Consider the following 26802-nt stretch of genomic DNA (forward strand, 5'->3'; position numbering starts at 1 on the left):
TCTCTCCTATATATTAATTACTGCATTCACAATAAAGCCTGCTGCAAAGCACATTATAAAAATTAAGGATATAAGCTTTACTATGAAACCTTTTTTAAAAGAAGCACTGAGCATTAGTGTGTTTTTTATATCAATCATAGGTCCTAAAATAAGAAAAGCTATTATAGCACCTGGTGTAAATTGACCTAAGAAGGTGCTTGCTATAAAAGCATCTGCCTCAGAACAAAGTGATATTAAGTAAGCAAAAAGCATCATTGCTATTATTGAATATACAGGATGCTGTCCAAGCTTAAGTACATAGTCTCTTTCTATAATCGTTTGAAAAAAAGCCGATATAAAAGCTCCCAGTATAAGAAATTTACCAATATCATAAAGCTCGGAGTTTGTATGGTAAATTACCTCCATAAATCTTGACTCTTTCTTTTTATAGCTATGATCATAGCCACAGGAGCATAAATTTCCACTATCTATGTAAGAGAGTTTTACGGCCTCTTTGCCCTGCTGAAATATATCTACCAGCATTCCTATAGCTACTGCTATAAAAAGTCCTAATCCGCCTCGTAGCAGCACTATATAGGGTCTTCCATGAAAGGCATAGTAAGTAGACAAAAGAACTATAGGATTTACTATAGGCACAGAAAGCATGAAGGCAACCGCCATATTTAGAGGAACCCCCTTTTTAATAAGCCTTCTGCCTATGGGTATTACTGCACACTCACACACCGGAAATATAAGCCCCGAGAGTGCTGCGGCCAAAACTCCCAGAAGCTTATTTTTAGGCAGAATTTTTGCAATTGTATCTTCAGATATAAATACCTGAATTACAGCTGAAATAATAGAACCAAGTAGTATAAAAGGCAGCGCCTCAAGTACTATGCTTATAAATATCACTGAAAAATTTTGAATAATACTGTTACTCACTTCTTAATCTTCTCCTAATCAATTTTTTAAGCATTAAATTTCTAATAAATACAATGCGAAAGTTATAATACATTAATGACGTCCTAAAAATCCTTGAAAATTGGATATTTTATGACATCATTAATGCAAGAACTTTATTGCATTGTGTATATATAACCGTATATTTCTTATTAGACTACTCTCTAGTACATCAGACCTTTTTAAAACCTCTTCCAATTCTTCTAAATTCTCAAGCATAAATATAAACGCATTTGCATTTATATTTTTAAACAGCTCTTTCAAAGTTTTTAACTTTTCTTTCTCTAACATATTACAATTATTTATTATTATTAAATTGCTGTAGACTATATAAGGCTCCACAAGCTCTTTCATGTTGCTGTAAAACATATCAAAGGTTAAAGCATCTGCTGTATGATAAATTGTGGGTTCACTGCATAGCTTTGATAGTTGTTCCTCGTTAAAAATATTTAAAACTTCACTTAAAAGTCTCATGCCGTTATGCTCAATAATAACTCTATTGGGATTATAAAACTCAATCATTTGTTTAAGATATGCTGAAGTTAATGCTTCTGAAGGGCCATATTCTTTTAATATTATTTTGCTTTTGAAATGCAGTTTTATATTTATCCTTTGCTGTCCCTCCTCACATTGAATTATGAGGACTGTTTCCTTAGGTACTAAAGTATCTTTAAGAAAGGTATTTATAAAAAATGTTTTTCCTGAACCAAGAAAGCCTGTAAAAATATCAATTTCACTTTTCATATTCATATATTTTATCCTCTAAAGACTAAAGAGCCTTTTTATATTTTCCTTGTTCAAATCCACCCCTATGACGCAAAGTCTTCCCGAGTAATCTGGTGCTGTTTTTCTCATTTCAAATTCTCCAGGCACATAGTCGAACTGTATCCATTCTTCATTCTCTACTTGGACAATACCCTTTGCCCTAAGAATTGTTCCATAAGCCTTATTTTCATTTGCTTTATCCAAATAATTCTTTAACAACTTACTACTGAAGGCTTTTGGAGTTTCAAAGCTTATAGTTTGAAACACATCGTTGCCTTTATGCCCAGCAGAAGCTCTTAATCCTAAACTTCCAGAAGCTCTTTTTATCAAATTAACTTCATTTTGTACTGACTTTTTATCATTAAGCTCTGAAATTTTTTGTCCGCTAAGCTTATCCCAAGGTGTTGTTACAACAAAGGCTCTGTTGTTTAAACTGCTGATATTTTCTTTAATGCTTAAAAGCTTATCTGAGTTTATCTTCTGAGTTCTGCTTAACACTACAGTTTTTGCATTCATAATTTGATTTTTATAAAACTCACCAAAATTCTTAATATACATATCATACTTTAAGACATCAATAACAGTTATAACCATGTCTACTTCTATAAGGCCTTTAAGTTCTGCACTGCTGCAAGCTGATAATATCTCAGAAAGCTTTGCAACTCCTGAAGGCTCAATAATAATCCTCACCGGTCTATACTTATCTATAACTTCCTTTACTGCCTTTTTAAAATCACCAGCAATGCTGCAGCAGATACAACCTGCATTTATTTCCTTAACCTCTATATTAGAGGTCTTGAGTATACTGCCATCTATACCAATTTCACCAAATTCATTTTCTATAACAACTACCTTTTCTTTATAAAAGCTTTCGTTTATAAGTTTTTTAATCAATGTTGTTTTTCCTGCACCTAAGAATCCTGAAAATACGTCTATTTTTACTTTCATGCTTTTCCCTCCCTTCTAGTCGGAAGCACTGAGCAATTAAAGCCTCTCTCCCGCTGAAAAATTTTCCGTTAAAGCCCATTTAGGGCTTTGTCTCCGACTACGGGGCAACCTAAGCACGTTCGCTTCCGCTCACAGGTTGCCCGTTAAAGCCCATTTAGGGCTTTAACCTATCATTAAATAATATTTAATATTAATTAGATTTATACTAAAAAATAAAAAAAGAGCTCAAATTAATGAGCTCCGTTGTATAAGGTTACCGCATAGTCTAGGGTTTCTTTTGCATCTTTCATTTGTCCTGACTGAAGTTTTGCTCCTGCATCATTTAAAGCATTAAATAACTTTCCTAGGTCATCTCCGTAGTTAAGAGGCTCTGATTTCTCCAGCATTGTAAGAAAAGCTTCCATTTGAGGATATTTTTTTGTATACTCCTGCTGCATGGATTTTCTTGATGGTATAGCTATTCCGCTTTCTGCAACAAGTCTTTGTACTTCACCTTCCGAGAAAAATTTTGCAACTTCAACAGCTTCTTTTCTATACTTTGTACTATTGCTTACTAAAACTCCAGTGGATTGAAAAAAGCCTCCTGTTGTATTTCCCTTTGGTAAAGTAACAACTCCCCAGTTAAAACCAGGATTGCTGCTTATTACATAACTTGCATCTCCTGAAAATCCTATAGCCATAGCTGCATCTTTCTTGATGAAGGCTTCCACTGAATAATCTCTTGATAAAGCTCTTCCATCTGCAGCTATTTTCTTTGTAAATAATGAATTAAAGAAGTTTAAACCCTTTATACATGCCTCACTATTAAAAGAGGGTTTGTTCCCTTCCGTTATTTTTCCGCCGCTTTGAAGCATAAAAGGTATAAAGAACATAGGATTATACTCCACTGATAAACCAACTATGCTTCCCTTTGTAAGCTTTGTTGCTGAAGCTTCTAGCTCCTCCCAAGTTGTTGGCGGTTTAGCCCCTGCCTCATTAAACATATCCTTGTTATAAAACAAACCTAAGCTTTGTCCTGCCTCAGGAAGTCCATAAAGCTTTCCATTAATACGAAATTGATTTAAAAGATTAACATTAAAATCCTCAAGATCTTTTTTATCAATAAGTTCATCAAAGGATAATAGCTTTCCTGAAGCTGCAAGTTTTGAGGTACTAACACTATCCATCATAAAAATATCCGGAGCCTGCCCCGCTTGTAATTTCTTATTTAATTCATTCCCATAATTATTCCCACCATCTTCAATTTCAATTTTAATCGAAGTATGTTTCTTTTCAAACTTATCCTTTAAATCTAAAAGCTCTGTCTGCTGAAGAGTCGGAAGAGACTGCATAAAACATTTAATTGTTACTACCCCCGATTTTTTTGAAACAGCTGCAGAGCTGCAGCCGCTTAAAATTGAAGAGGCACACAAAGCAGCAGTAATAAAACTTAATATTTTCACTCTTGTCATAATAAATCCCCCATAAATTTATGTAACTTTAATTTTAATAAAACTCCCTGTCAAAAGTAACAATACTTCTATAACTTGAACATAGATTTGATATAATACCTTTAATCTGTTCGCTAATAAGTTCTTTCTTTTCATCATTAAAACAGGCCTTATCTAAAACAACATCAAAAATAAGTGTTTTATTCTCATCATTTCCAACTACTCTAAAATCGTGCATGGACAATACTCCTGTTATTTGGGCTATTTCTTTCGATACCGTTTCTTTTAATTCTCGTACATCAGGACTATCTATTTTTATAGGATCCATATGAATTGAAAGGTACATATTCATTTTGCTTCCTATTTCCTTTTCAGCCTTATCAATAACATCATGTATTTCCATAACGGATACATCACAGGGAACCTCCGCATGAAGAGAGGTGATGTATCTTCCCGGACCGTAGTTGTGTATAACTAAATCATGTACTCCTGTTATATATGGATATGATAATACACTACTCTTAAGTTCTTCAACAAACTCTTCACTTGGAGCTTTTCCAAGCAAGGTATCTACCATTTCTTTTCCAAGCTCAATTCCTGAATGAAGAATAAATAATGATACGATAAATGCTACATACCCATCTATAGGAAAAGTAGTAAATCTTGTTACTAAAAGTGAAAAAATAACCATAGCAAGTACTAAAATATCTGTAAAAGATTCTAAAGCAGATGCCTTAAGTGCTGAAGAGTCTATAGTATTTCCTAGGTAATTTGTAAACCTATTAAGAGTAATCTGCAGAGGCAGAGCAAACAGCATGCAGATAAAGCTTATTTTATTAAAAGGCACGGTTACAGGATGCATTATACGAACTACTGAATTTCTTAAAAATTCATAACCTACAACTAGTATCGCTCCTGCAAAAAGAAGGGCAGTAAGATATTCAACTCTTCCATAGCCAAAAGGATGTTTATCATCTGCAGGCCGGTTTACTATTTTAAAGCTGATAATAGTAACCAAAGACGATATTGCATCAGTTAAATTATGAAAAGCATCCGCTGTAACAGCAATACTGTTCAAAAACAGTCCAACAATAAGTTCTAATATAAGTATTGTAGAATTAATAATAATACCTACAGTTCCACCAAGCTTTCCATAAGCTTGTCTGACATCTTGAGAATTGACATTCTTGTGGTCTTTAACAAATTTTTTTATCAAAAAATCAAAAAAAGGTTTCATATTTCATTTTCCTCCTTACTTTCAATCATATCAACGCCTACATTTTATAAATTATACCATAAAAACCCATGAAGGTAATCTATCAAAATACATAATTTTTCATTACATATAAGCAAAAAACCCGGCTTATCTAGCCAGGGCTTTAAATTAATCTATTTTAAACTTTCCAACACTATCATTTACTTTGTTTGTCATTTCATCAATTTTAGATGCCAGATTAGTAAACTGTCTCATTGTTAAGGCATGCTCTTGAACAGATGCAGAGATTTCTTGAGTTGAAGCTGAAATCTGTTCTGATATCGCTGAAACTTCATGAACATTACTCGTTAAAGTTTCCTCTTCCTGAACTATGTTTTTCAAACCCTCAGATATATTTTTGAACTGCGGTGTAGTGTTATGAACCTCTGTTTGTATATTTTTAAAAGCATATCTTGTATCATCTATTATGCTAATTTGACTCTCTATCTTGCTAGAAATATCTTTAGTAGTATCAACTACCCCTTCTACATTTGTAACTATACCACCTATTATATCATTAATACTCTTTGAAGAACTTACAACCTGTTCTGCGAGCTTTCTTATTTCCTCTGCTACAACCGAGAAACCTTTTCCAGCTTCTCCTGCTCTTGCTGCCTCTATAGCTGCATTTAAAGCTAATAAGTTAGTCTGCTCAGCGACGCTGTTAATTACATTCATTATCTCTCCAATTTTATTTGTATCCTCACTTAAAAGCTGTATATTTGAAGCTGCATATCCAAAGGAGTCTCTTACTTCCTCAATTGAACCTATTAATTCTTTAATTTTTTCAGCTCCAACATCAGCAGTTTTCTCGATTGCAGCACTGCTTGAAGTTGTATTATTTACTTTAGCTTGTATTTGCTCGAGCTCTTGGTTAAACTTTTCTAATGCTGTTGTTACCTGTCCTATATTACCATCTTGCTCTTCAATTCCCTGTGCCACCTCTGTAATAGATTCGGATACAACTTTGCTGGAATTTTCTACTTTTTGACTTGAAGATTTTAGTGTGCAAGAAACCTTTGAAAGCTCCTCCATATTTCCCTTTGTATCAGTTATCATCTGCTTTAGCATTTCTACAGATTTATTTAAAGCATTAGTTAATTTCTTTATTTCATCTTTAGTCCTGCTTTCAAACTTTACTGTAAAATCACCCCTTGAAAAGTCATCCAACTTATTAACTACATTAACAATCGGCGTAGTTATATTTTTTGATATGATTATACCTAAGATAACTGCAATAAACTGAACAATCAATGATATTATAATTATTTGTATCATAGAGCTAGCTATCATTGAATTCATAGCATTTAGTGATATTCCAACACTTATATTACCAACTAGTTTATCGCCTTGATAAAAAGGAGTTGAAACATTATATACCTTATCACCTTTATCTGTTTTATAAATATAACCAGTGCTTTTTCCTTGTTTTATATTTCCTGTAACAGCTGCAGTATTTTCAGTGCTTGCGGAAGCTACCGCATCGGTACTTTTATCACTTTTGTTTGCAGCAGCAAAGTTATCATCACTAGATGCAATAACTTTTAAATTTGTATCTGAAAGAGATAGGTATGAAATATTATCTTTACTTTGATCTTTGACTTCTTTTAGTACTTCACTTATTTTCTCTCCATCACTTAAATTATATTTGCTAACTTCCCTATTAACTACTGTAACAAGATTCTCACCATCATTTTTCATCTGATTAGTAACTGCTGTTCTCATTTCATAATAGGAAACTCCCATAAAAGTAAGAGTGCAAATTAAAGTTAACAAAAACATTGAAGCTAATATTTTTGTCTTTAATGATTTAAACATAGTTTTCCCCCTAGTTGTATATCTTCATAACTTTACAGATAAGTATTCGACATTTCTATTGTTTTTCCTTTATATTCCTTCGGGGAAAATATTGGAATTAATAAAAGGCATATAATCAAATAACTGTCTAGCAATTATTCTTGTAGAAAAAAGGTAAATTTGATAATATTATATATATCCTAAGATATATATAATATTAAATAGTATATTAGCTTGATTGGAGTTATTTTATGAATTCTAATGATATGATTAAAAAAATTGATGAATTAAATAATTGCGCTGAAGATGTAATACGCCATAAACCTATAAGATCTATTGAACTATCCAATGAAGCTTATGAACTTTCAAAACATATTGAATACAAAATAGGTACTTTAAAAAGCTTGCTTATACTTGGAAAGTCTTCTTACATAGTTGGAAATTTTGAAAAAGCAATCATATACTTAATGGATGCTCTTGAAATTGCTAAAATTGAAAATTTTAAAGAATACCAGGCGGATTTATTGAATATTTTAGGTAATGTTAATCTAGCCCTTGCAAATTATAATTTAGCCCTGGAATATTACATGAAATCTCTTGATATCATACGTAATATTGGCTATAAGAAAAGTCAGTCTGGAGTATTAAATAATATTGGAGAGATTTATAAAGATTTAAAAAATTATGAGATTGCGCTGGACTACTATACTGAAAGTCTTGAACTATGTAGCTTAGCTAATAACGAAAATGTTGAATGTATTGTGATTCAGAATATTGGAGAGGTATATTATTATTTAAATAATTTTAATATGGCAGAAAAATATACCGAAAAAAGTTTGAATTTGTCCCGCAAGGTTAAGGATAGAATGATTGAGGCTGCCTGTCTTCATCAGCTTGGCAAAATTGTTTTTAAGCAGAACAATTCGGATAAAGCTTTAAATTTATTTTTAAAAAGTCTTGAAATAAGCAAAGAAACCGAAGAACGATATTTTATAATTAGCGTAATGATAGATATATATAAATTGCTAATCAGAATGAATAATAATGATGAAGCTATTGAATATCTTGAAAAAGCTTTAATCATAGCTCACGAAATCAACTCTAAAGAGATGATTATGAAAATATATTCCTACTTAGCAAAAAATCATGAAAAAATAGGGAAGCTTGATAAAGCCCTTTATTATTATAAAAAGTTTCATGATGAAGAAAGAAAAGGAATAAACGAGGAAATTGCTCACAAATTAAAAAATATTACTATGCAGTTTAAAATGGAACAATCCCATCAGGAAAAAGAGATTTATCGTCTTAAAAATGTTGAGTTAAAAGAAAAAACGGAAGCTTTGGAAAAGAAGACAACTGAACTTATAGAATCTTATAATAATATGAAAACTATAAGTGAAATAGGCCAAAATATTACTTCTACATTAGATTTTGAAAAGATTTTAAACTTAGTATATAAAAGCATAAATGATTTAATGCAAGCTTATGCTTTTGGAATTGCACTATATGATAAATCTACCGAGAATATTGAGTATAGTCTATTTATCGAAAACTCTATAAGATATCCTGTTTTTAAAAGCAGTATTAATAACAAGAATACTTGGGCAGCTTGGTGTATCTTAAATAAAAAAGAAGTACTTATTAACGATGTAGAAAAAGAGTATAGAAATTATATCCAGGATAGAAATTTTATTCATGGTACCAAAGCAGGATCATTAATTTATTGTCCGCTGATATTTGAGGATAGCGTATTAGGTGTAATAACTGTTCAGAGTATATCTAAAAATGCTTACTCTCAATATAATCTTGATACTGTAAAAGCTCTTGCTTCCTATATTGCTATTGCTATTAGAAATGCACAGAAATCAAATGATCTTGAAAAATTGAATAAAAAATTACTTGGTTTATCAAATCTAGATGGACTAACAAAAATACCAAACAGAAGATATTTTGATGAAGAACTTGAAATCTTATGGGAAAGTTCAAAAGTTAATAGGGAGCCTCTTTCTCTTATGCTGATCGATGTAGATAACTTTAAGGAATACAATGATAACTATGGTCACCTACTAGGGGATTACTGCCTTCAACAAGTTGCAAGCACCTTACAATCTGTATTAAATAATGTAGATGGCTTTGTTGCAAGGTATGGAGGGGATGAATTTGTAGGGGTTTTCCCAAACACCTCCTCAGATGCCGCTTTTAGCTTAGCAGAAACTATGAAAAGTCATATTAACGCTTTAAATATAGAGCATAAGTTTTCAAAGGTGTCAGATCATATAACCTTAACCTTTGGTATTTGCACTCTTATGCCTGATGAAAACTTAAAAATAAGCTCTCTAACTGATTCTGCAGATAAAGCTTTATATTCTGCAAAACAGAAGGGCCGTAATACAATAGCTGTATATTAAAAGCTCCTGAGAAAGTCTCAGGAGCTTTTGCTTTGTTTAGGGAATATTATATGAAAAAGAATTTTATACTAAAACAAACTCTTGCTGATTCTGTGTACGACTGTCATTTCCAATGTATACAACGAATTCACCTTTTTCACTGGTAAAATTCATGTTGATATCATAGAACCTTAACATTTCTTCAGTTATCGTAAACGTCACTTTTCTTTCTTCTCCAGGCTGCAATTCTATTTTCTGAAAGCCTTTTAGCTGTCGTACTGGTCTTGCTACGCTTCCTTTTTTATCTTGAATATACATCTGAACTACTTCTTTACCAGTAACTTTACCTGTATTTTTAATAAGGATTGAAGCTTCAATACTTTCTCCATTTCTAAGTTCACTCTTATTTAGTGTAACTTTTGATATATCGAAATTAGTATAGGAAAGCCCATAACCAAAAGGATATAACGGTGCATTTGGAACATCAAGATATTTTGAAAGATATTTTACATCTTTTTGCTCATCAGAATATGGTCTTCCTGTATGAAATTCACTATAATACACAGGAACTTGTCCTACGTTATAAGGAAAACTCATAGAAAGCTTACCTGAAGGATTTGCATCACCGAATAAAACTTCTGCAATTGCATTTCCACCTTCTGTCCCAGGAAGCCAACCTTCCAAAATGGCTTTTGCTTTCTCACTGAGACTCTTAATTGTAAGCGGTCTTCCATTAAAAAGTACAACCACGATATTTTTATTTACTTCGTATATTTTTTCAAATAAATCCATCTGTACTTTAGGAATATCAATATTTGAACGGCTGGAAGCTTCTCCGGATTGAATAGCAATCTCACCTAAAGGCATTACTACCACATCAGCCTTTTTCGCGTTTTGTATAGCCTCTTCCAATAGTTTATCCGCGATTTTATTATCCTCTAATATATTCTGATTTTTATGATAAGTATCTATTCCGCTGTCAGGATCAATAAAACCACATCCCTTTGCAAAGGTTACATTATCTATTCCAAGGTTCTTTATTCCTTCTTGAACCGTTACGTTCTCATCTATCTTTGCAAATATGGACCATACACCGGATATCCACTTATTATCAACATGAGGTCCTATTACCGCAATACTTTGTCCTTCTTTTTGCAGTGGAAGTATATTATCATTTTTCAATAGAACCATTGATTCGATAGCAGCATCTTTTGCTGCCTCTCTATGTTCCTTACATAATATAATCTCTGCTTCATCTGCTTCACTTGCATCTTTATATGGATTTTCGAATAGACCTAACTTATTTTTCAATTCAAGAATTCTCAGAACTGCTTCATTAATAAGTGCTTCATCTATCTTTTTTTCTTCAACTAAATTTTTTAAGTTTGAGCAGTAACAAGTTGTCATCATATCTATATCAACGCCTGCTTCAATTGCTAGCGCTGCAGCTTCTTTTTTATCCACTGCCATTCCATGATGAATCAATTCTTCAATTGCTGCCCAATCTGAAACAATTACGCCATCAAATCCCATCTCACTTCTTAAAGTGTCTCTCAGTAATTTTTTATTACCTGTAGATGGAATACGATCTAAAGTATTGAAGGAAGTCATGACTGTAGCACAACCTGCATCTACACCCGCTTGATAAGCTGGTAAATAGTCTTCTCTTAAAGTTCTTTCTGATAATTCTACAGTATTATAATCTCGACCTGCCATTGGAGCACCATAACCTGCGAAGTGTTTTACGCAGGCAGCAATTCTGCCTTTTTCTTTAAGCTCACCTTTTCCTTGATATCCTTCTACCATAGCCCTTGAAAGACGGCTGTTCAAAAAAGTATCTTCCCCAGTTGACTCCATAACTCTTCCCCATCTTGCATCTCTAACCAAATCTACCATTGGTGAAAATGTTAGGTGAAGTCCTGACGCTGCTGATTCCTTTGCAGAAATAGCTGCTGCTTTCTCAACTATTTCTGGGTTAAAGGTAGCACCTTGAGCAAGAGGAATTGGGAAAATAGTGCGATATCCATTAATGACATCTGCCATAAAAAGAAGTGGAATGTGGTGAGGCTGCTTCTTCATATAATTTTCTTGAATTCTTCGTAAAAGCTTTGCTCCCCCTCCACCAAGTACTGAACCAGCATTTTGAATTTCTTCTTCAGAAAAACCAGCTTCATTTTCAGGTCCGGTTATAACCCCTTCTTTTTCATAATAATAACTACATACTTGTAATAGTTGATCAATTTTTTCTTCCAATGACATATCTTCAAGTAATTCTATCAGCTTTTCTCTATCCATTAATTTTCTCCTTTTAAAACCTAACCGATCATATTATTTCTTTTCAAAAACTCAAGCTTTTTCTGCATATGGACATTACCACAACCATCATGGCCATTAAACGGATATACTGCAATTTCTTTTGGTGCATTTATTCGGTTATAGGTTGCATAATAATGTTTTGCAGGACAAATATTGTCTTTTAATGCTACCGATGCTAACACCGGACATTTTATTTTATCTGCCATATTCATGGTGTCAAAATAGCTTATGGTATCATACACCTTTTCAGCGCGATCCGGAAATCTTCGAATATATTCTGTTAGAGAGGCAAAAGAACCATTCTCTCCTTCTATTCTTGCTTCAATATTGCTGTTACTTGGAACATCAGCTATTGCAAGCTTTGCTCTATCATCAAGAGCTGCCATAGCCATAACAAGCGCTCCACCTTGACTTACACCATGCAAAACAATTCGGGAAGAATCAACTTTTTCATTTGATTCTGCGAAATCGATTGCCCTCATACAATCCATATAAACGGCCCTATAATAATAATTCTCTTTGTTTAATATTCCAAGGGAATTTACATTTTGAAAAAGCCCGCCTTCATAATCGGCGTTGCTTCCCGTATCTCCACCTTGTAATCTGCAGTCTATTGCAACCACTGCCATACCCATCATTAACCAGGTCATATACTCGTGAGGAACTCCTCTTCCACCGGTAAACCCATGATAGTGTATTAGGCAAGGAAACTTTTCTTTTTTAGTAAATGTAGGGATCAAAAACCATCCTTTTATCTTGGTACCGTCGTAACCATCATAGGTTAAATCATATACCTTCATATAAGGAGAAGGATATTCCTGTTCCTCAAGTTTTGCATTCAGTTTAACTGACTTTGACATTGCAATTGTACTATCCCAGAACTCATCAAAATCTTTCTTTTTTGTAAGCTCAGGCATATAAGACTCATACTCTTTTATTCTATCATCTATATATTTCATACAACTCGCCTCTAATCTGCTTTCTCATTCAATTTATAAGGTTGTTATATTATAGAACATCTATTTCTGCTAGCACATGAACCTCTTTTTAATAATGACGCCTCATATACTAAATGACTTGTGTTACCACCCTGTAACATTTCAAATAAGGCATCGATTGCACCCAGTGACATTTGTTCTGCTGGCTGACATATAGTATCTAATGATGGATTGTAATATTCTGCTACCTCAATACCATCAAACCCTATAATCGACATATCCTCTGGAACACGAAGCCCTGAAGATATAGCAGCTTTTGCTGCTCCAATTGCCATTGTATCAGCCATTGTTACAACTGCAGTCATATCTTTATTACGACTCATAAGGTTTTTCATCATATTAAAACCGAACTCATAACCAGATTCCGATACATTTATGGAAGATACTAATACAGGATCAAATGGGATTCCATTCGCTTCAAGAGCTTTTTTATAGCCACCAAAACGCAAACGATTCGGTGTTACAATATTGCCAACTGTACTATAGATACATCCAATTCTTCTATGTCCTAAATTAATGAGATACTCTGTAGCTTTAGCGCTTTCAGCCTCGTCATCAATAATTACACTGGAATATAAATTTTCATCAACATCTTTTCCTGCGGAAACAGTTAATAGTACACATGGAACGCCAAGTCTATCAAAATCTTCGTTTGTGTATTCAAAATTACCGCCCATAAGAATTACACCGTTCAGGTTTCGATCCTGTACTTCCTTAATAGCCATTGACATCTCATGATCTGAATAATTTACATTACGAATCTCTAGATGATATCCTCTTAGGAATACCTTTTGTTCAATTGTGTGAATCATTTTTTGAAAAAATGGGTTTGTAATACCTTTTACTAATAGAGCTATTGTTTTAGACTGCACCATCCTCAGACTTCTTGCATTGTTATTTGGTACATAATTAAGTTCTCGTACGGCAGCCATTACTTTTTCCTTAGTCTCACTACTCGAAATACCGCTATTATTTAATACTCTGGAAACTGTTGCAATTCCAACTCCTGATAATCTAGCTACATCTTTAATCGTTACACCCATAACTAATTTGTACCCTCCATATGACACAAAAATCTAGTTCTTAAACATATTCTACCATTTCTTCAAATTCAAAACTATAGAATATTACATTAATTTATCAATAAAACAGGTAGAGAGAGCCCTAATCATATAAAAATGTTAGATACTCTCTATTATAACTACCTTTTTATTAAACTAACTGTACAATAATTATTTTGCAGATAATTTACTGTATTGTGTTTTAACTGCTTTAGCAACGTCATCAACACCAGCAGCTTTTAATTGTTTTCTATATTCAGCAACTGCTGCTTTAGGATCCTGTTTTGTTTTACCTAAAAGAATTTGAATACCAAGCTGTGAATCAATATTTGCAATAGCTGATAATTGAGAAGAAACGCTTGTGCTATCAAAACTGAATCCAATATAAGGACTTTCCATTGCAACTTTTGACCAAGCATCGTTTAAAGTATATCTGCGAGGATCTTCAGTGCTTTGAGGAATGTTAAGATTGTCCATACGGAATGCCCATCCAGCAAATCCGCCGCCATCTTTTTTAGCATCAAAGTTTGCAGGCTGTGCGATTTTTCCATCTTTAAGCTCATACTGCTTGCCTTGGATACCATATTGGAATAAGTCATAGCATTCTTTATCTGTCATTAACTTTTCAATTAACATTAAAGCTCTTTCAGGGTTCTTTGAGTTTTTGCTAATACCTGTTGCTGCTCCAACTCCAGTTGACTTTATGAACTTACCGTTAGCCTCTGGGAAAGCGTAAAATTCAGTATCAATTCCAGGTAATTTCTTTAACTGATTACCATAGTTACCAGTCCAGTCTGGCTGATGGCTGATATAAGAAGCAGATAAACCATTGTAGAAGTTATCTTTATCATCTTGTGAAGAAGATAAAATATCTTTTGACCAGTAACCTTTTTGTGCCCAATCATGCATTTTTACTGCAAAGTTTTCAAATTCATCTGTAAATGCTGGGTGGAACACATTTCCTGGATCTTTTTTACTTGCTGCTAAGTACATTTCAGAAGATGGAATACCAGGAGCATCAATCCAATCACCTGTTGTTCCAATAAGCATTTTATAAAGGTCCATTGATAAGTTGGAACTTCCGTTTAGCGGAACCATTCCACTCTTTAATGCAGCATCCATATATGTTTCCATATCAGAAACAGAAGAAACCTTTTTAATATTGTTTTTATCCATAATATCTTTTCTTGTTACAAAACCATATGCTGTATATTCACTATAGTTATTTGGAACAGCATATATCTTGCCATTTACTTTTACATTGTTCCATTTGCTGCCTAATTCTGTTTTAAGCTTTGGAGCATAAGTATCTATCATATTTGTAATATCAACAAGTGCATCTTGTTTTGCTAAAGTAGCGTAAGGAACAGCAGCTCCTGATGCTACATATGACATATCAAATTGTTCCCCTGAGGTCCATAATAATGGGTATTTAGTATTGACATCTCCCCAGTCAATATATTTTACTTCAAGTGTTGCATTAATGCTTGCTTTTAGCTTTTTATTTAATTCAGCTAAAATGTTTTTATTTGCTACACCTTCTCCTCCATATAAATACATAACAAGATTTACTTCTTTTGAAGTATCTACCTTGCCATCTACTGTTTTAGCGCCGGAGCCTGTTCCTTTACTGGCACATCCAGAAAGAAGGCTTCCACACATCATCACTCCTAATATTGCCGCAATTAGTTTTTTAGTTTTCATGATATCCTCCCTTAAATTTATATTTTATTTGTGACTGCATATGATGAACTGTTTAATTTGAGTTTTCATACTGCAGTTCACTTTTATTTATAATAAGCTGTATTAACAGCAAATTAACCCTTTACTGCTCCAACGGTCAGTCCGCTTACAAAATATTTTTGAACAAAAGGATAAACAAGAATAATTGGTCCTATTGCTACTACTGCCGTTGCCATCTTAATAGATTCAGAAGGTAATTCTGCAGTGTTAATCGAAAGCCCCTGCTGTACTAACAATTGTACATTTGCTTGGCTAACAATTCTTTGTAAGAAATACTGTAATGGATACTTATAGGTAGATTGGATATAAAGCATAGCATTATACCATTCATTCCAATATCCAAGAGTTAGAAACAATCCAATAGTTGCAAGTGAAGGTTTTGCAAGCGGTAAAAATATCTTCCAATAAATATAGAAGTCTCCCGCTCCATCAATTGCTGCAGATTCGTATAGAGAATCTGGAATTGCTTTCATAAAGTTTCTCATCAAGAATATAGACCACGGACTCATTATTCCCGGTAAAATCATTGCCCAAATACTATCTTTCAGGTGAAGTCCATTTACCATAAGAATATAAGAAGGAATTAATCCTCCACTAAATAAAGTTGTGAAATATATAAAGAAAGAAATCTGATTTCTATATTTAAAATCATTTCTGCATAGTACATAACCAGCCATTGACATAAAGAATAGTCCAAGGACAGTTCCTAATACAGCAATTGTTATTGTTACACGATAAGCTGAAATTAAATTAGCTGAGTTATGAAATAAAAATTCATATGCATTGAAACTGATTTTTTTAGGAATCAACTTGTAACCTTCTGTTAAGATTTCTTTCTCATTCATAAATGAAGATGAGATCATAAGTACAAAAGGAACTAAGCATATTAAGGCAAATATAGCTACAGCAATATAGAAGATAACCCTCATTGTTAACTCATCTTTTCCTATAGGTCTTTTGATATTCGTTATTTCTTGCATACTTATTTTTCCTTTCTATTTAGAATAATGCACTATCAGGCTCAATTTTCTTAACAATAGCATTTACTGTTAATACAAGTATGAGACCGAAAAGAGATTGATAAAAACCAACAGCTGCACCTTGTGAGAAATTAAACTGACCAACTAAGCTTCTGAATACAAAAGTATCAATAATATCTGTCTGTTTATATAACACTGAGTTATTACCAATAAGATTATAGAAAAGATCAAATGAACCCTTCAATATACCGCCTAAACCAAATAGGAATAATAAGATAAAGGTTGGCTTTAATAAAGGAACTACAATACAACGAATTTTTTGCCAAGCTGTAGCACCATCAAGTTCTGCTGCTTCGTAGATTTCACTACTGATACCTGTTATAGCAGCTAGATAAATAATCATGCCGTAACCTGTGCTTGCCCAAAGTTTAAAGAAAACAATGATATATTTCCATATCCCCTGATCTGAATAAAAATCATGTTTTGCAAGTCCAAAGTTTGTAAGTATTGTATTAATAAAACCATGATTAAAATTAAAAAAGTTATATGCGAAAAATCCTACAATTACCATTGAAATAAAATGTGGTAATAAGATAATTGACTGAGATAACTTTTTGAACCATCTGCTTTTAATTTCTGAAATCATAATTGCAAAAGCTACCTGAGATATGTTTGTCAGTGCTAAAAATGCAAGGTTATAAAGTAAGGTATTCTTTGTAATTCTCCAAAGATCTCCTGTCTTAACCAGAAACTCAAAGTTTTTAAGCCCAACAAAGTTACTTCCAAAAATACCTTTGCCAATGTTATAGTCAACAAAAGCAATATAAGCACCTGGCATTGGTATATAAGAAAATATTATGAAATAAATAATTACTGGGGATATCATCAGAAACAAAACTTTCTTTCGCTTTAATTCATCAATAAAGCCTTTCATATTCCCATTAGTTTTCGCCATATGCTAAACCCACCCTTCTAAATATTCATTTTTACATCTCTTGCAATTTTCACGTCGGTTTCTTTTGAGGAAATGTTTTCAGTGCTATGCTAGAATCAGTGGAAACATTTCCACTATACTGAGGAAATGTTTCCACTAGCTACTAAAAATTAACTTTATGAGTAAATTGTATTCGTTATCAACATATTTGTCAATGAGTTTTTTGTATAAATTAATAAAATTTGTTATTTAATCATACACTTTACCTATTCAGGTTGACAAAAAAAGCTAATTCTTATATACTTTTAGTGAATATAAAAACATTTTCATACGATTTTCCTTAATATCGCAAAAACGTTTCCACAAAAAATAATTTACTTATTTTCTAGAAAGGACTGTACGCAATATGAATAAAATGAACAGTTTTATAGATATTAAGCAGGATAAAATGCTATATCGTTTTCTTCAAAGTGGCGATATATTTACATTTACCTACGATAAATTTCTGATTAATCAGTTTCGTGGCAATGTAAAAGATGGTTCTGCAAATAATATTTATCTACGAATTTATGATGGAGAGTCTATAAAAGTCTATCCTCTTCTAGGGATCAGATCGAAAAGTATTATTTCAGCAACTTCTAACTCGCTAATATATGAAGGAACTATAGAAGAAATAAACTACAAAGTTACTTTTCACCCAGTGAATCATATTTGGTTTTGGAACATAACTTTAGAAGGATCAAATAAGAATGTTGACCTAATATATGGTCAGGATATTGGAATTGCTGAAGAGAATGGTGTCTATACTAATGAACTTTATATATCTGAGTATCTTGGACATACTGTGTTTCAAAATGACAACAGCTATGTTGTGTGTTCAAGACAAAATATGCCGAGTGCAGATTGTTATCCATACATACAGCAAGGTGTAATCGGTGCCAAGGCAGTACATTACTCTACTGATGGATTACAATTTTTTGGATTGTCATACAAAGAAACCAATACACCTGAGATTTTAACATCTGATTTGTTAGACTGTAATCTCCAATATGAATTTGCCTATACAGCATTACAAACAGAACGAATTAATATTAATGGAGAATACTCCTTATCATTTTATGGACTTTTTCTTTCTACGCATCCAGAAGCAGTAAAGGAATTGGAATTCAAAACTCAAATCGAGGAAGCGTACATAAAAGCTCAAAAGGAGCCTGATGAAGTTAAATTAATAAATCCAATAAAAACTAAAAAAGAATTTTCTTCACCTTTTTCGTCTCCATCTTTTACTGAAGACGAAATAAATACTTTGTATCCAGAGAGAGTTTTAGAAGAAAGAATGGATAATAAATTACTCTCATTTTTCACTACAGAACACTCTCATATTGTAACAAAAGATAAGGAATTATTAACTGAAAGACCTCATGGCACAATTATCATTACACCCCCAAATATAAAAAATGTTGATAGTCACATTATATCCTCGACACAATATATGTATGGAATTTTTAACAGCCATGTTGTTACAGGTAACACTGACCTTCATAAACTGCTTTCGACTCCAAGAGGTTTCCTAAATGTGATGAAAAACAGCGGTCAGCGTATTTACTTGCGTATAGACGGAAAATATCGACTGATGACACTCCCAGGTATTTTTGAAATGGGGATGAATTATTCAAAATGGTATTATAAATTACCAAGTGATATGCTTACGATAACAGCTTACACTGCTGCTGATAGATCTGATTTAATATTAGAAGTTTCAAGTAAAAGTAATAAAAAATATGACTATATTATAACTAACCAATTAGTTATGGGTACTAATGAATATACTAAAGATATTTATTATACAGAGATTAAAGATGGCATCCGTTTTAATCTTGACACAGAAAATTATCCAGGATTGCATTATGATCTTACTATTCCTGGACAGAACTTTACTTTATGTGATGATCGTGTCTTCTTTGAAGATGAAAAACCCTTTGATGAAACTTTCTTAACAGTTTCATTAAAAGATACTAGTAGTTTTGAGCTGGTAATCAAAGCTTATTTAACAGAAAATGATATTTCTCATGATACAAAATACACATTAGTAGAAGAGAAGAAAAAAGTTTACTCTTTTTATCAGAGTTTAATTAATAACTTTCACTTAGATATCGACAATGAAAACAGTAAAGAGAGAATACAAATACTTAACGAGACCATCTGGTGGTACTCGCATAATGCTATGATCCATTTTTCAATGCCTCATGGTTTAGAACAACCCGGAGGAGCTGCATGGGGTACTCGTGATGTCTGTCAAGGTCCTATGGAATTCTTCTTAGCTACTCAGAATTATACTATTATGAGAAAAATACTGTTAATTATATTCTCACACCAGAATATCGATACAAAAGAATGGCCTCAGTGGTTTATGTTCGATAAATATCCAATTAATGCAGGAGAATGCCACGGAGATGTTATTTTCTGGCCACTAAAGAGTGTTTCAGACTATATCATAGCATCAGGCGATAAGGAGATATTAAATGAGCTGCTTCCTTATGACGGTGCTCCTGAACGGAAGGAAACATTACTACAACATATATGTTACGCATTAGAAAACATCAAGGAAAGCAGGTTTATTAAGGATACTGGTTTGATAACATACGCAGGCGGAGATTGGGATGATACGCTTCAGCCTGCAAGTGAAGAACTAAAAACAAAGCTAGTAAGTTCTTGGACTGTTGCTCTAGCTTATCAAACCTTTAATTCTCTTTGTGAAGCGCTTACAGATATTCATAATGAATTATGCAAAGAATTTGCTTCACTAGCTGCTTTAGTAAAAAAATCCTTCCATGACATTTTAATTAAAGATGGTGTTGTAGCTGGATTCCTAGAGTGTGATGATACATATCGTTATATGCTTCATCCTGCTGATGAATCTACAGGCATTCATTATCGCCTGCTTCCAATGACAAGAAGTATTATCGCAGAGCTTGTTGATCAAGATCAAGCAAGAACAAATGTAGCTACTATTCAAAATAATTTAAAGTGTCCGGATGGTGTACGTCTGATGGATTGCCCTGCTCATTATGATGGAGGAGTTAGTCATCTATTCAAACGCGCAGAACAAGCTGCAAATGTTGGACGTGAGATAAGCTTGCAATATACTCATGCTCATATTCGTTATATCGAGGCAATGGCAAAGATAGGTAACGGCGAAGAAGCATGGAATTCACTTTTTACTATTAATCCAATACTCATTCAACATAGCGTTAAGAATGCTAATATCCGTCAAAGCAATCTATATTTTAGCAGCTCTGATGGAAATTATAACGATCGTTATGAGTATGAAAAAAACTTTGGACTACTAAAAACAGGTGACATAAAAGTAAAGGGTGGCTGGAGACTTTATTCAAGCGGTCCCGGAATCTATATAAGACAATTAGTAAGCAATGTGCTTGGTATTCGTTTTAATAAAGAAGGCCTTATTATTGATCCTGTATTGCCAGCTGAATTAGATGGACTAAAATTCACATACCAATGCTTTGGCAGAACCCTTCACTTTGAATTTAAAATTAGTGAAGCTGGTAGGACAACAGCATGGAATAATAAAAATGAAATACCATCTTCTCCTGTAGTAAACCCATATAGAGCTAGTGGTATCTTAATTTCTAAAGAAGAGCTCACAAGTTGTGGAGACAATATAACTATATATGCTAAAGCATTTAATTAATTTTTAGTATGTAAAAGCCCTAAATGGGCTTTTACAAGTAATTTTCGAGGCTAAAGTCCTAAATGGACTTTAGCGGGTAATTTATGAGCGAAGCGAATGTCTTAAGTTGCCCAGTGCCCAAAGGGGAGCGAGAGTTTTAAATTACTCCGTGCTTCCGACTAAAAGGAGGTTAAAGGTCTAAATGACCTTTAACGAGCAATTAGCGAGCGGAAGCGAGTAATCTTTAATTGCTCAGTCTTCCGACTAAAAGGAGGAATTTTTATGAGAATACAATTTCTTGGAACTGCTGCTGCTGAGGGATGGCCAGCATTATTTTGCACTTGTAATAACTGTCAAAGAGCACGTGAACTAAAGGGTAAAAATTACCGTTCCAGAGCCCAGGTGCTAATTAACGATGATTTAATTTTTGATTTTGGTCCTGATTCTTTCTATCATGCAATGACCTTTGATCTTGATTTTTCAAAGATACAAACTGTCCTTATGACTCATTCACATATGGATCATCTTTATCCTCTGGATTTAATATTAAGAGGAATCCCATATGCCTATGACAGAGACAAAAATAAGATGACTATATACGGAAATGAAAAATGTGAAGCTTTTTATAATCGTATGCTTGTTGAAGAAGATGATTCTGCAAATCTCAAAGATTGTATTGATTATAGCGTAATCAAAGCTTTTGATGGTTTTAAGTCTCATGGCTATGATATTCTCCCTCTTCAGGCACAGCATGATCCGAGAGAAAACTGTCTTGTATACAGCTTAACCGACAAAGATGGGAAAAGATTATTTTATGGAAATGACACAGGAGATATTACAGAAGAAACTTGGAATCATATAAAATCACTTTACTTTGACGTAGTTAGTTTGGATTGTACAATGGGTGGAACTCCGGGATGCAAAAGTCACATGGGACTTGAGGAAACCATACTTCTCAGAAATAAAATGCTAGAAGTAGGCTGTGCTGACGAGAATACTAAATTCGTAATAACTCATTTTTCTCATAATGGTTGTCTTTTACACCATGAATTAGAAGAACGAGTTAAAGACCTCGGAATGCTAGTAGCCTATGACGGTATGATACTTGATATATAAATCAGCTGATGAATCAATTTTTTTAGATTATTTTTTTTAATAATACAAGAATAAAAAATATCCCAAGTGTGTGAAATTACACTCGGGATATTTTTTTATGTCAAAAGTTAATGCAGTTGAAAATTTGATGTAAAAAAGCATGTTGAAGCCTGTAAAGCAAGCAATATTGTATTTGAAAATTTATTCTTTGACAATCAAGTCTATTACATCGCGACGCATACTTTGCGGAACTTCTTTTGTAGGCTTGCCTAAGCGCACCAGCATCTGAATAGTTCCTCCTTTAGGAGTATAGTCCTGATGGATGCTCCTATAGAGTTCTTTCATTTCAGGGTATTCCTCAAGAGCCTGACTGAGAGGCTGCATAACGACGCCTTGCTGATGAGCTGCCAATATAAGTTTACTGTAAAGTATTCCACTTTTGACCTGACTTAACCGGGTATTATCCTTCGTAATAATCATGGCGTAAGCAGGTGTATTGTCAACTGATATCTGAGTAGACTGAATAAACATATTCGATGCAGCTTTTCCGCTATTCATTGAAGGGAAAAGCGTAACCAGCCCCTGCATAATATGCTTCATGATTCCTGAAGTACCCTGCCCTTCAATAGAAAATCCATAGCGATATTTGTTTTTCTGGTATTCATTGGAGCGAAAGATAGTCTCCGATTCTTTCATAACACGATTCACGCCCGCTTCGATGGATGCCCCTTTCATTGCATAGCTTCTCAATTTATCTACGTTTTCTTTATCTTGCAAAATCTTTATTGATATATTATCATCAGTATTTAAATTTTCCAACTCATTTATCTGTTCAGAGGTCAACTTGGTTGACTGATATGGCGCTCTATTTGTATCCGGTAAAAACATATAGGCATAAAGAGGGGCGCTTTGGGAAGTTGCCTTGGTAAGCGTAATTTTTGCTACGGGTGTAGTATTCATACTCTCATCCAATTTTTGCTCATCATAACCGCCTTGAGGAAACAGTTCTATATCTGTTTTATACCCTAATTTATCTCCGGCGATATTGATATATTCTAAAAAGGCACCTTGCGTAATCATCATTTGCCGTGCAAAAGGGTCTACCTCGTTTGTTAAACGCTCACTGTCGGCGTATAAGAAAAATACCATAGGATTATCCTTATCCAAACGTATTTTCCATGGCTGCATATTATGACCGTTCGCCGCCAGCAACCCATATGCCGTAAGCTGAATTCTTGGGTCATCAAATTTTTGTGCGTAATCTTTTTTCCATGGTTCCAGATATGTTGATTTCTCAAAATTGCCGCTTATGATTAACAAAGCAGTAACAGCAATTACTATAAAAGCGATTATGCCAGTAAGTATAACACCCATTATTTTTATTACTCCTTTCTTTGCCATTTTAATCCCTCCATTTAATTTTGTATTGACCTAATCATCAAATTAAAAGCTTCAGAAACCAAATCCTCTGGTTTTATTCCGTGATAATTCTCAATATAGTATTTCTTCTTCTTAGTCGTATTAAATACGCCGATTATACAAGCCCATAAAGTAAGAGCTGTATTTTTAATATTCAAATCACTTCGAACGGAACCTTCTGCGATACCTTTTTTTAATGCATCCATCAAATAACCCAAGATTTTCTCTCCAAGAGCATAGCACTCTTCTTTTGAATGATCCGGGATGCTTTTTTGAAAATCAAGCTCACTGTTTTCATACTCCATAATTGCTCTAAAGTATTCCGAATAATCATTGCTGAACTGGTATAACGTTGAAGCCATCTGACTTAATTCCTCAATAGCAGTGTGAGCTTTATCTTTTTTCATATTAGCTTTCAGCATTTCCATCAGAAGCCTGTAGCCTCTGATCATGATCTCAAAATAAATCTGCTCTTTGCTGTCAAAATACACATATACTGTTCTTTTGCTATATTCGGCTTCTCTCGCCACATCATCCATTGTGGCATAATTATATCCCTTAGTGAAAAAGATTCTTTCCGCTGCGCTTATGATATCATTTTTGCGGATTTCTTTCTCTTTTTCCTTGCGTTCATTACTTCCCAACTGCCAAACCTCCTTATTGCATACAAGTAACATAAAGTAAACTGTTAGTTTACTTTATATTATAGATTGCTATTTCTTTTTTGTCAATATATCGTTTAAGCAATTATTATCAATCTACTTTAGTCGTCGCTATTTTATCGTCGTGTCGGCGTCGTAATTCAAATATTCTTTTATGATTAAAAAGCTTTTAGAATTATATCAGATGAATCGTACCTTAAATAAGGTAGATTTTTTTGTAGAAATGTTAAAGGACTTACTATTGAAGAATAAGTCCTTTAGTACGGTTTAGTAATGTAATGCAAAAAAAGCACTTTATAAGTGCTTTTTTTAAATCAGGATATTATTAATAAAGATGACAATAGTATATTCTAAAATACATTATTTTGATTTTTTCTTTACTAACTATTTTCGTTTAGGTTTTTCTACTTCGTATCAAAATGGGCGACGCAGGTACTATTTTTATACGATTGATTACAGCAAAAAGGCTCTAGCAGAAATAGCTAGAGCCCTTTTATTTGGCGGAGAGAGCGGGATTTGAATCCACGGTACTGGTTGCCCAGTACGCCTGATTTCGAGTAATGCTGAAGACTTTTATGTTTTTATATGTTATTATTGCACAGTATACTCCTAAGCAAGGCAAAATGTAGTTATACCTAAACACATTCCAGTACATTCCTAGATTAATCTAATAATTAATATTATTTTTATTTTCTTCAATAACTTCCACAAATGCATCAGCTATAGAAGAATCGAACTGAGTGCCGCTACATTTTTTTAACTCTACTATTGCTTCCTCCTGAGTTTTTGATTTTGAATATGGTCTATTAGATGTCATAGCATCATAACTATCCACAACAGTCAAAACTCTGGCAAGATAAGGTATGTCTTCTCCTTTTAGTTTTCCGGGATAACCATTTCCATCATATCTTTCGTGATGATGTAATATTAGAGGAGAAATATCCATCAACGATTCAACAGGCTTTATAATTTCAACTCCGTTTACTGGATGCTGCTTTAATATTTCCCATTCATCCTTAGTTAATGGCATTTTTTTATTTAATATTTCTTCGGAAATATTAATCTTACCAATATCATGCATATATGCTCCATATATTAACTTTTTTTTATCTTTCTCGCTAAGTCCAAGCTTATCTGCAATTAATCTACTATAAATAACTACTCTTTCAACGTGACCATAGGTATATCTATCTTTAGCATTAATAACACTTATTAATGTCTTTATAGAAGTAACAAGGTCTATATTTTTATCATCTATATCCTCTTTTAACTCATCCAGTATAGAATGATATGCTTCAACTCTGTTTTTGTTAAAGAATTTAGCTCTATAAAGAGCATCATCTGCAGATTTTATAAGTTCAACATCACTCTTAGCCTTGTCAGGGAAAACAGATACTCCTATGGAGGCAGTCAGCTTTCCATTAGGCTGGTTTTCTTCACCTTCAAAATATGTTTCTTCTATTTTTCTTCTTATATTTTCTGCTATTGTAATTGCATCCTGTTCCAAAGTATCAGGTAGTATAATAGAAAATTCCTCCCCGCCGTATCTTGCCACAACATCTCCATCTCTCACACTATTTTTTAGCAGAGACCCTATAGTTTTTAGTACCTGATCACCCTTTTGATGACCATTCAAATCATTATAATATTTGAAATAATCTATATCTATAAATATCAGTGAAATAGGCTTATTATCCTTTTCACATGCAGTTAATTTCTCTCTTAATGCATCATAAAAAAACCTATGGTTGTAAACTTCAGTAAGTCCATCTTCATTTGCCAAACTTTCAAGCTTTTTTATATGGCTGCTTTCGATTTTCACATAAAAGCCTAGTGTCCATGCTGTAAGTATAAAAACTCCAGCTGTTATCAAATCCTTTTCAAAATATATGTTTTCAGGCGAACGTGGACCATATATCAAATCCATTATGAGCAATATACTTGAAGAAACAAAAGCAATTGTTACTCCTTGTTTCATACCGGATTGTATGGTGGTAGTTATTATAATAAATAAAAATAAAAATTTAAAATCACTCTTATACGAATCCGTAAGAAGTATAATTATAGAGAATATTAAAACGAATAAATAAGTTTCAGCAATTTGAATTCTGGCAATATTTTTTTTATTAAATTTCTTAGTAGTGGAAAAAGTCCATATAAAGTAAATAAGTGTTAAAACAAGTACTGCTACAATAATTACGTCCATAGCTAGAGTATTATTTGAATTATCTACAGTAATTTTATAATAATTTAAAACATACTTAAAAATTCCCATACCTGAAAATAATAATGAACATAATTTTACTACGGATACTATATCATTTATCTGCTTTCTTTCATCATCAGTTTTATTCATATCTTCACTACCTTATATCAAACTAA

The 26802-nt window shown here is 33.2% G+C and carries 18 protein-coding genes; 3 read left to right on the plus strand and 15 right to left on the minus strand.

Translation table 11 applies throughout. The features are described from left to right. Positions 1 to 6: 6 nt before the first annotated feature. The 6 genes from JK636_RS17510 to JK636_RS17535 all read right to left on the minus strand — a co-directional run bounded on the left by JK636_RS17510 (position 7) and on the right by JK636_RS17535 (position 7155). Entirely contained in the window at positions 7 to 921 is a 915-nt protein-coding gene (locus JK636_RS17510) for a permease (RefSeq protein WP_202750273.1), read from the minus strand. A 120-nt stretch (positions 922 to 1041) separates the two neighbouring features. Further along, positions 1042 to 1689 (minus strand): GTP-binding protein, encoded by a 648-nt coding sequence (locus tag JK636_RS17515; protein ID WP_202750274.1) that lies wholly within the window; start codon positions 1687 to 1689, stop codon positions 1042 to 1044. Positions 1690 to 1701: 12 nt separating this feature from the next. Next, positions 1702 to 2652 carry a CobW family GTP-binding protein gene (locus tag JK636_RS17520; protein WP_202750275.1) on the minus strand — a complete coding sequence of 317 codons (951 nt, stop codon included), beginning with the start codon at positions 2650 to 2652 and terminating at the stop codon, positions 1702 to 1704. A 230-nt stretch (positions 2653 to 2882) separates the two neighbouring features. Continuing rightward, positions 2883 to 4103: an ABC transporter substrate-binding protein gene (locus JK636_RS17525; RefSeq protein WP_202750276.1), complete on the minus strand. Its 1221-nt coding sequence runs from the start codon at positions 4101 to 4103 to the stop codon at positions 2883 to 2885. A 34-nt stretch (positions 4104 to 4137) separates the two neighbouring features. After that, the gene (locus tag JK636_RS17530) at positions 4138 to 5319 is read right to left on the minus strand and encodes a cation diffusion facilitator family transporter (protein WP_202750277.1); all 1182 of its coding nucleotides are present in this window, start codon (positions 5317 to 5319) and stop codon (positions 4138 to 4140) included. 147 nt (positions 5320 to 5466) lie between these two features. Further along, positions 5467 to 7155, minus strand: coding sequence for a methyl-accepting chemotaxis protein (locus JK636_RS17535; protein WP_202750278.1), 1689 nt, complete (start codon positions 7153 to 7155; stop codon positions 5467 to 5469). 230 nt (positions 7156 to 7385) lie between these two features. Here JK636_RS17535 and JK636_RS17540 point away from each other — a divergent pair, with 230 nt between their 5' ends. Further along, positions 7386 to 9542, plus strand: a complete 2157-nt coding sequence (locus JK636_RS17540; RefSeq protein WP_202750279.1) for a diguanylate cyclase domain-containing protein — start codon at positions 7386 to 7388, stop codon at positions 9540 to 9542. 63 nt (positions 9543 to 9605) lie between these two features. Here JK636_RS17540 and bglX read toward each other — a convergent pair whose 3' ends face one another. The 6 genes from bglX to JK636_RS17570 all read right to left on the minus strand — a co-directional run bounded on the left by bglX (position 9606) and on the right by JK636_RS17570 (position 17574). After that, entirely contained in the window at positions 9606 to 11816 is a 2211-nt protein-coding gene (gene bglX / locus JK636_RS17545; protein ID WP_202750280.1) for a beta-glucosidase BglX, read from the minus strand. A gap of 20 nt (positions 11817 to 11836) precedes the next feature. Next, complete coding sequence (locus tag JK636_RS17550) at positions 11837 to 12796, minus strand: acetylxylan esterase (protein ID WP_202750281.1); 960 nt, start codon at positions 12794 to 12796, stop codon at positions 11837 to 11839. 44 nt (positions 12797 to 12840) lie between these two features. Then, complete coding sequence (locus tag JK636_RS17555) at positions 12841 to 13878, minus strand: LacI family DNA-binding transcriptional regulator (protein WP_202750282.1); 1038 nt, start codon at positions 13876 to 13878, stop codon at positions 12841 to 12843. Between the two features lie 189 nt (positions 13879 to 14067). Beyond that, positions 14068 to 15600, minus strand: a complete 1533-nt coding sequence (locus JK636_RS17560; protein WP_202750283.1) for an ABC transporter substrate-binding protein — start codon at positions 15598 to 15600, stop codon at positions 14068 to 14070. Positions 15601 to 15713: 113 nt separating this feature from the next. Then, positions 15714 to 16619 carry a carbohydrate ABC transporter permease gene (locus JK636_RS17565; RefSeq protein WP_202750284.1) on the minus strand — a complete coding sequence of 302 codons (906 nt, stop codon included), beginning with the start codon at positions 16617 to 16619 and terminating at the stop codon, positions 15714 to 15716. 19 nt (positions 16620 to 16638) lie between these two features. Then, positions 16639 to 17574, minus strand: coding sequence for an ABC transporter permease (locus tag JK636_RS17570; RefSeq protein WP_243428260.1), 936 nt, complete (start codon positions 17572 to 17574; stop codon positions 16639 to 16641). A gap of 427 nt (positions 17575 to 18001) precedes the next feature. On the opposite strand from JK636_RS17570, the gene JK636_RS17575 reads away from it, so the two are divergent. Both JK636_RS17575 and JK636_RS17580 read left to right on the plus strand, forming a co-directional pair. Continuing rightward, positions 18002 to 21265, plus strand: coding sequence for a GH36-type glycosyl hydrolase domain-containing protein (locus JK636_RS17575; protein WP_202750285.1), 3264 nt, complete (start codon positions 18002 to 18004; stop codon positions 21263 to 21265). A 261-nt stretch (positions 21266 to 21526) separates the two neighbouring features. Continuing rightward, positions 21527 to 22360, plus strand: coding sequence for an MBL fold metallo-hydrolase (locus tag JK636_RS17580; protein ID WP_202750286.1), 834 nt, complete (start codon positions 21527 to 21529; stop codon positions 22358 to 22360). A gap of 180 nt (positions 22361 to 22540) precedes the next feature. Here JK636_RS17580 and JK636_RS17585 read toward each other — a convergent pair whose 3' ends face one another. From JK636_RS17585 to JK636_RS17595, 3 genes are all read right to left on the minus strand, one after another. Continuing rightward, complete coding sequence (locus JK636_RS17585; protein WP_243428261.1) at positions 22541 to 23740, minus strand: Acg family FMN-binding oxidoreductase; 1200 nt, start codon at positions 23738 to 23740, stop codon at positions 22541 to 22543. Positions 23741 to 23754: 14 nt separating this feature from the next. Further along, on the minus strand, positions 23755 to 24402 hold the full coding sequence (locus JK636_RS17590; RefSeq protein WP_202750287.1) for a TetR/AcrR family transcriptional regulator: 648 nt from the start codon (positions 24400 to 24402) through the stop codon (positions 23755 to 23757). A 685-nt stretch (positions 24403 to 25087) separates the two neighbouring features. Then, a complete protein-coding gene (locus tag JK636_RS17595; protein ID WP_202750288.1) occupies positions 25088 to 26776 on the minus strand; it encodes a bifunctional diguanylate cyclase/phosphohydrolase in 1689 nt (562 codons plus the stop codon). Positions 26777 to 26802 lie beyond the last annotated feature (26 nt).

The sequence above is a fragment of the Clostridium rhizosphaerae genome, assembly GCF_016765585.1.
Taxonomy (GTDB): Bacteria; Bacillota; Clostridia; order Clostridiales; family Clostridiaceae; genus Clostridium_AT; species Clostridium_AT rhizosphaerae.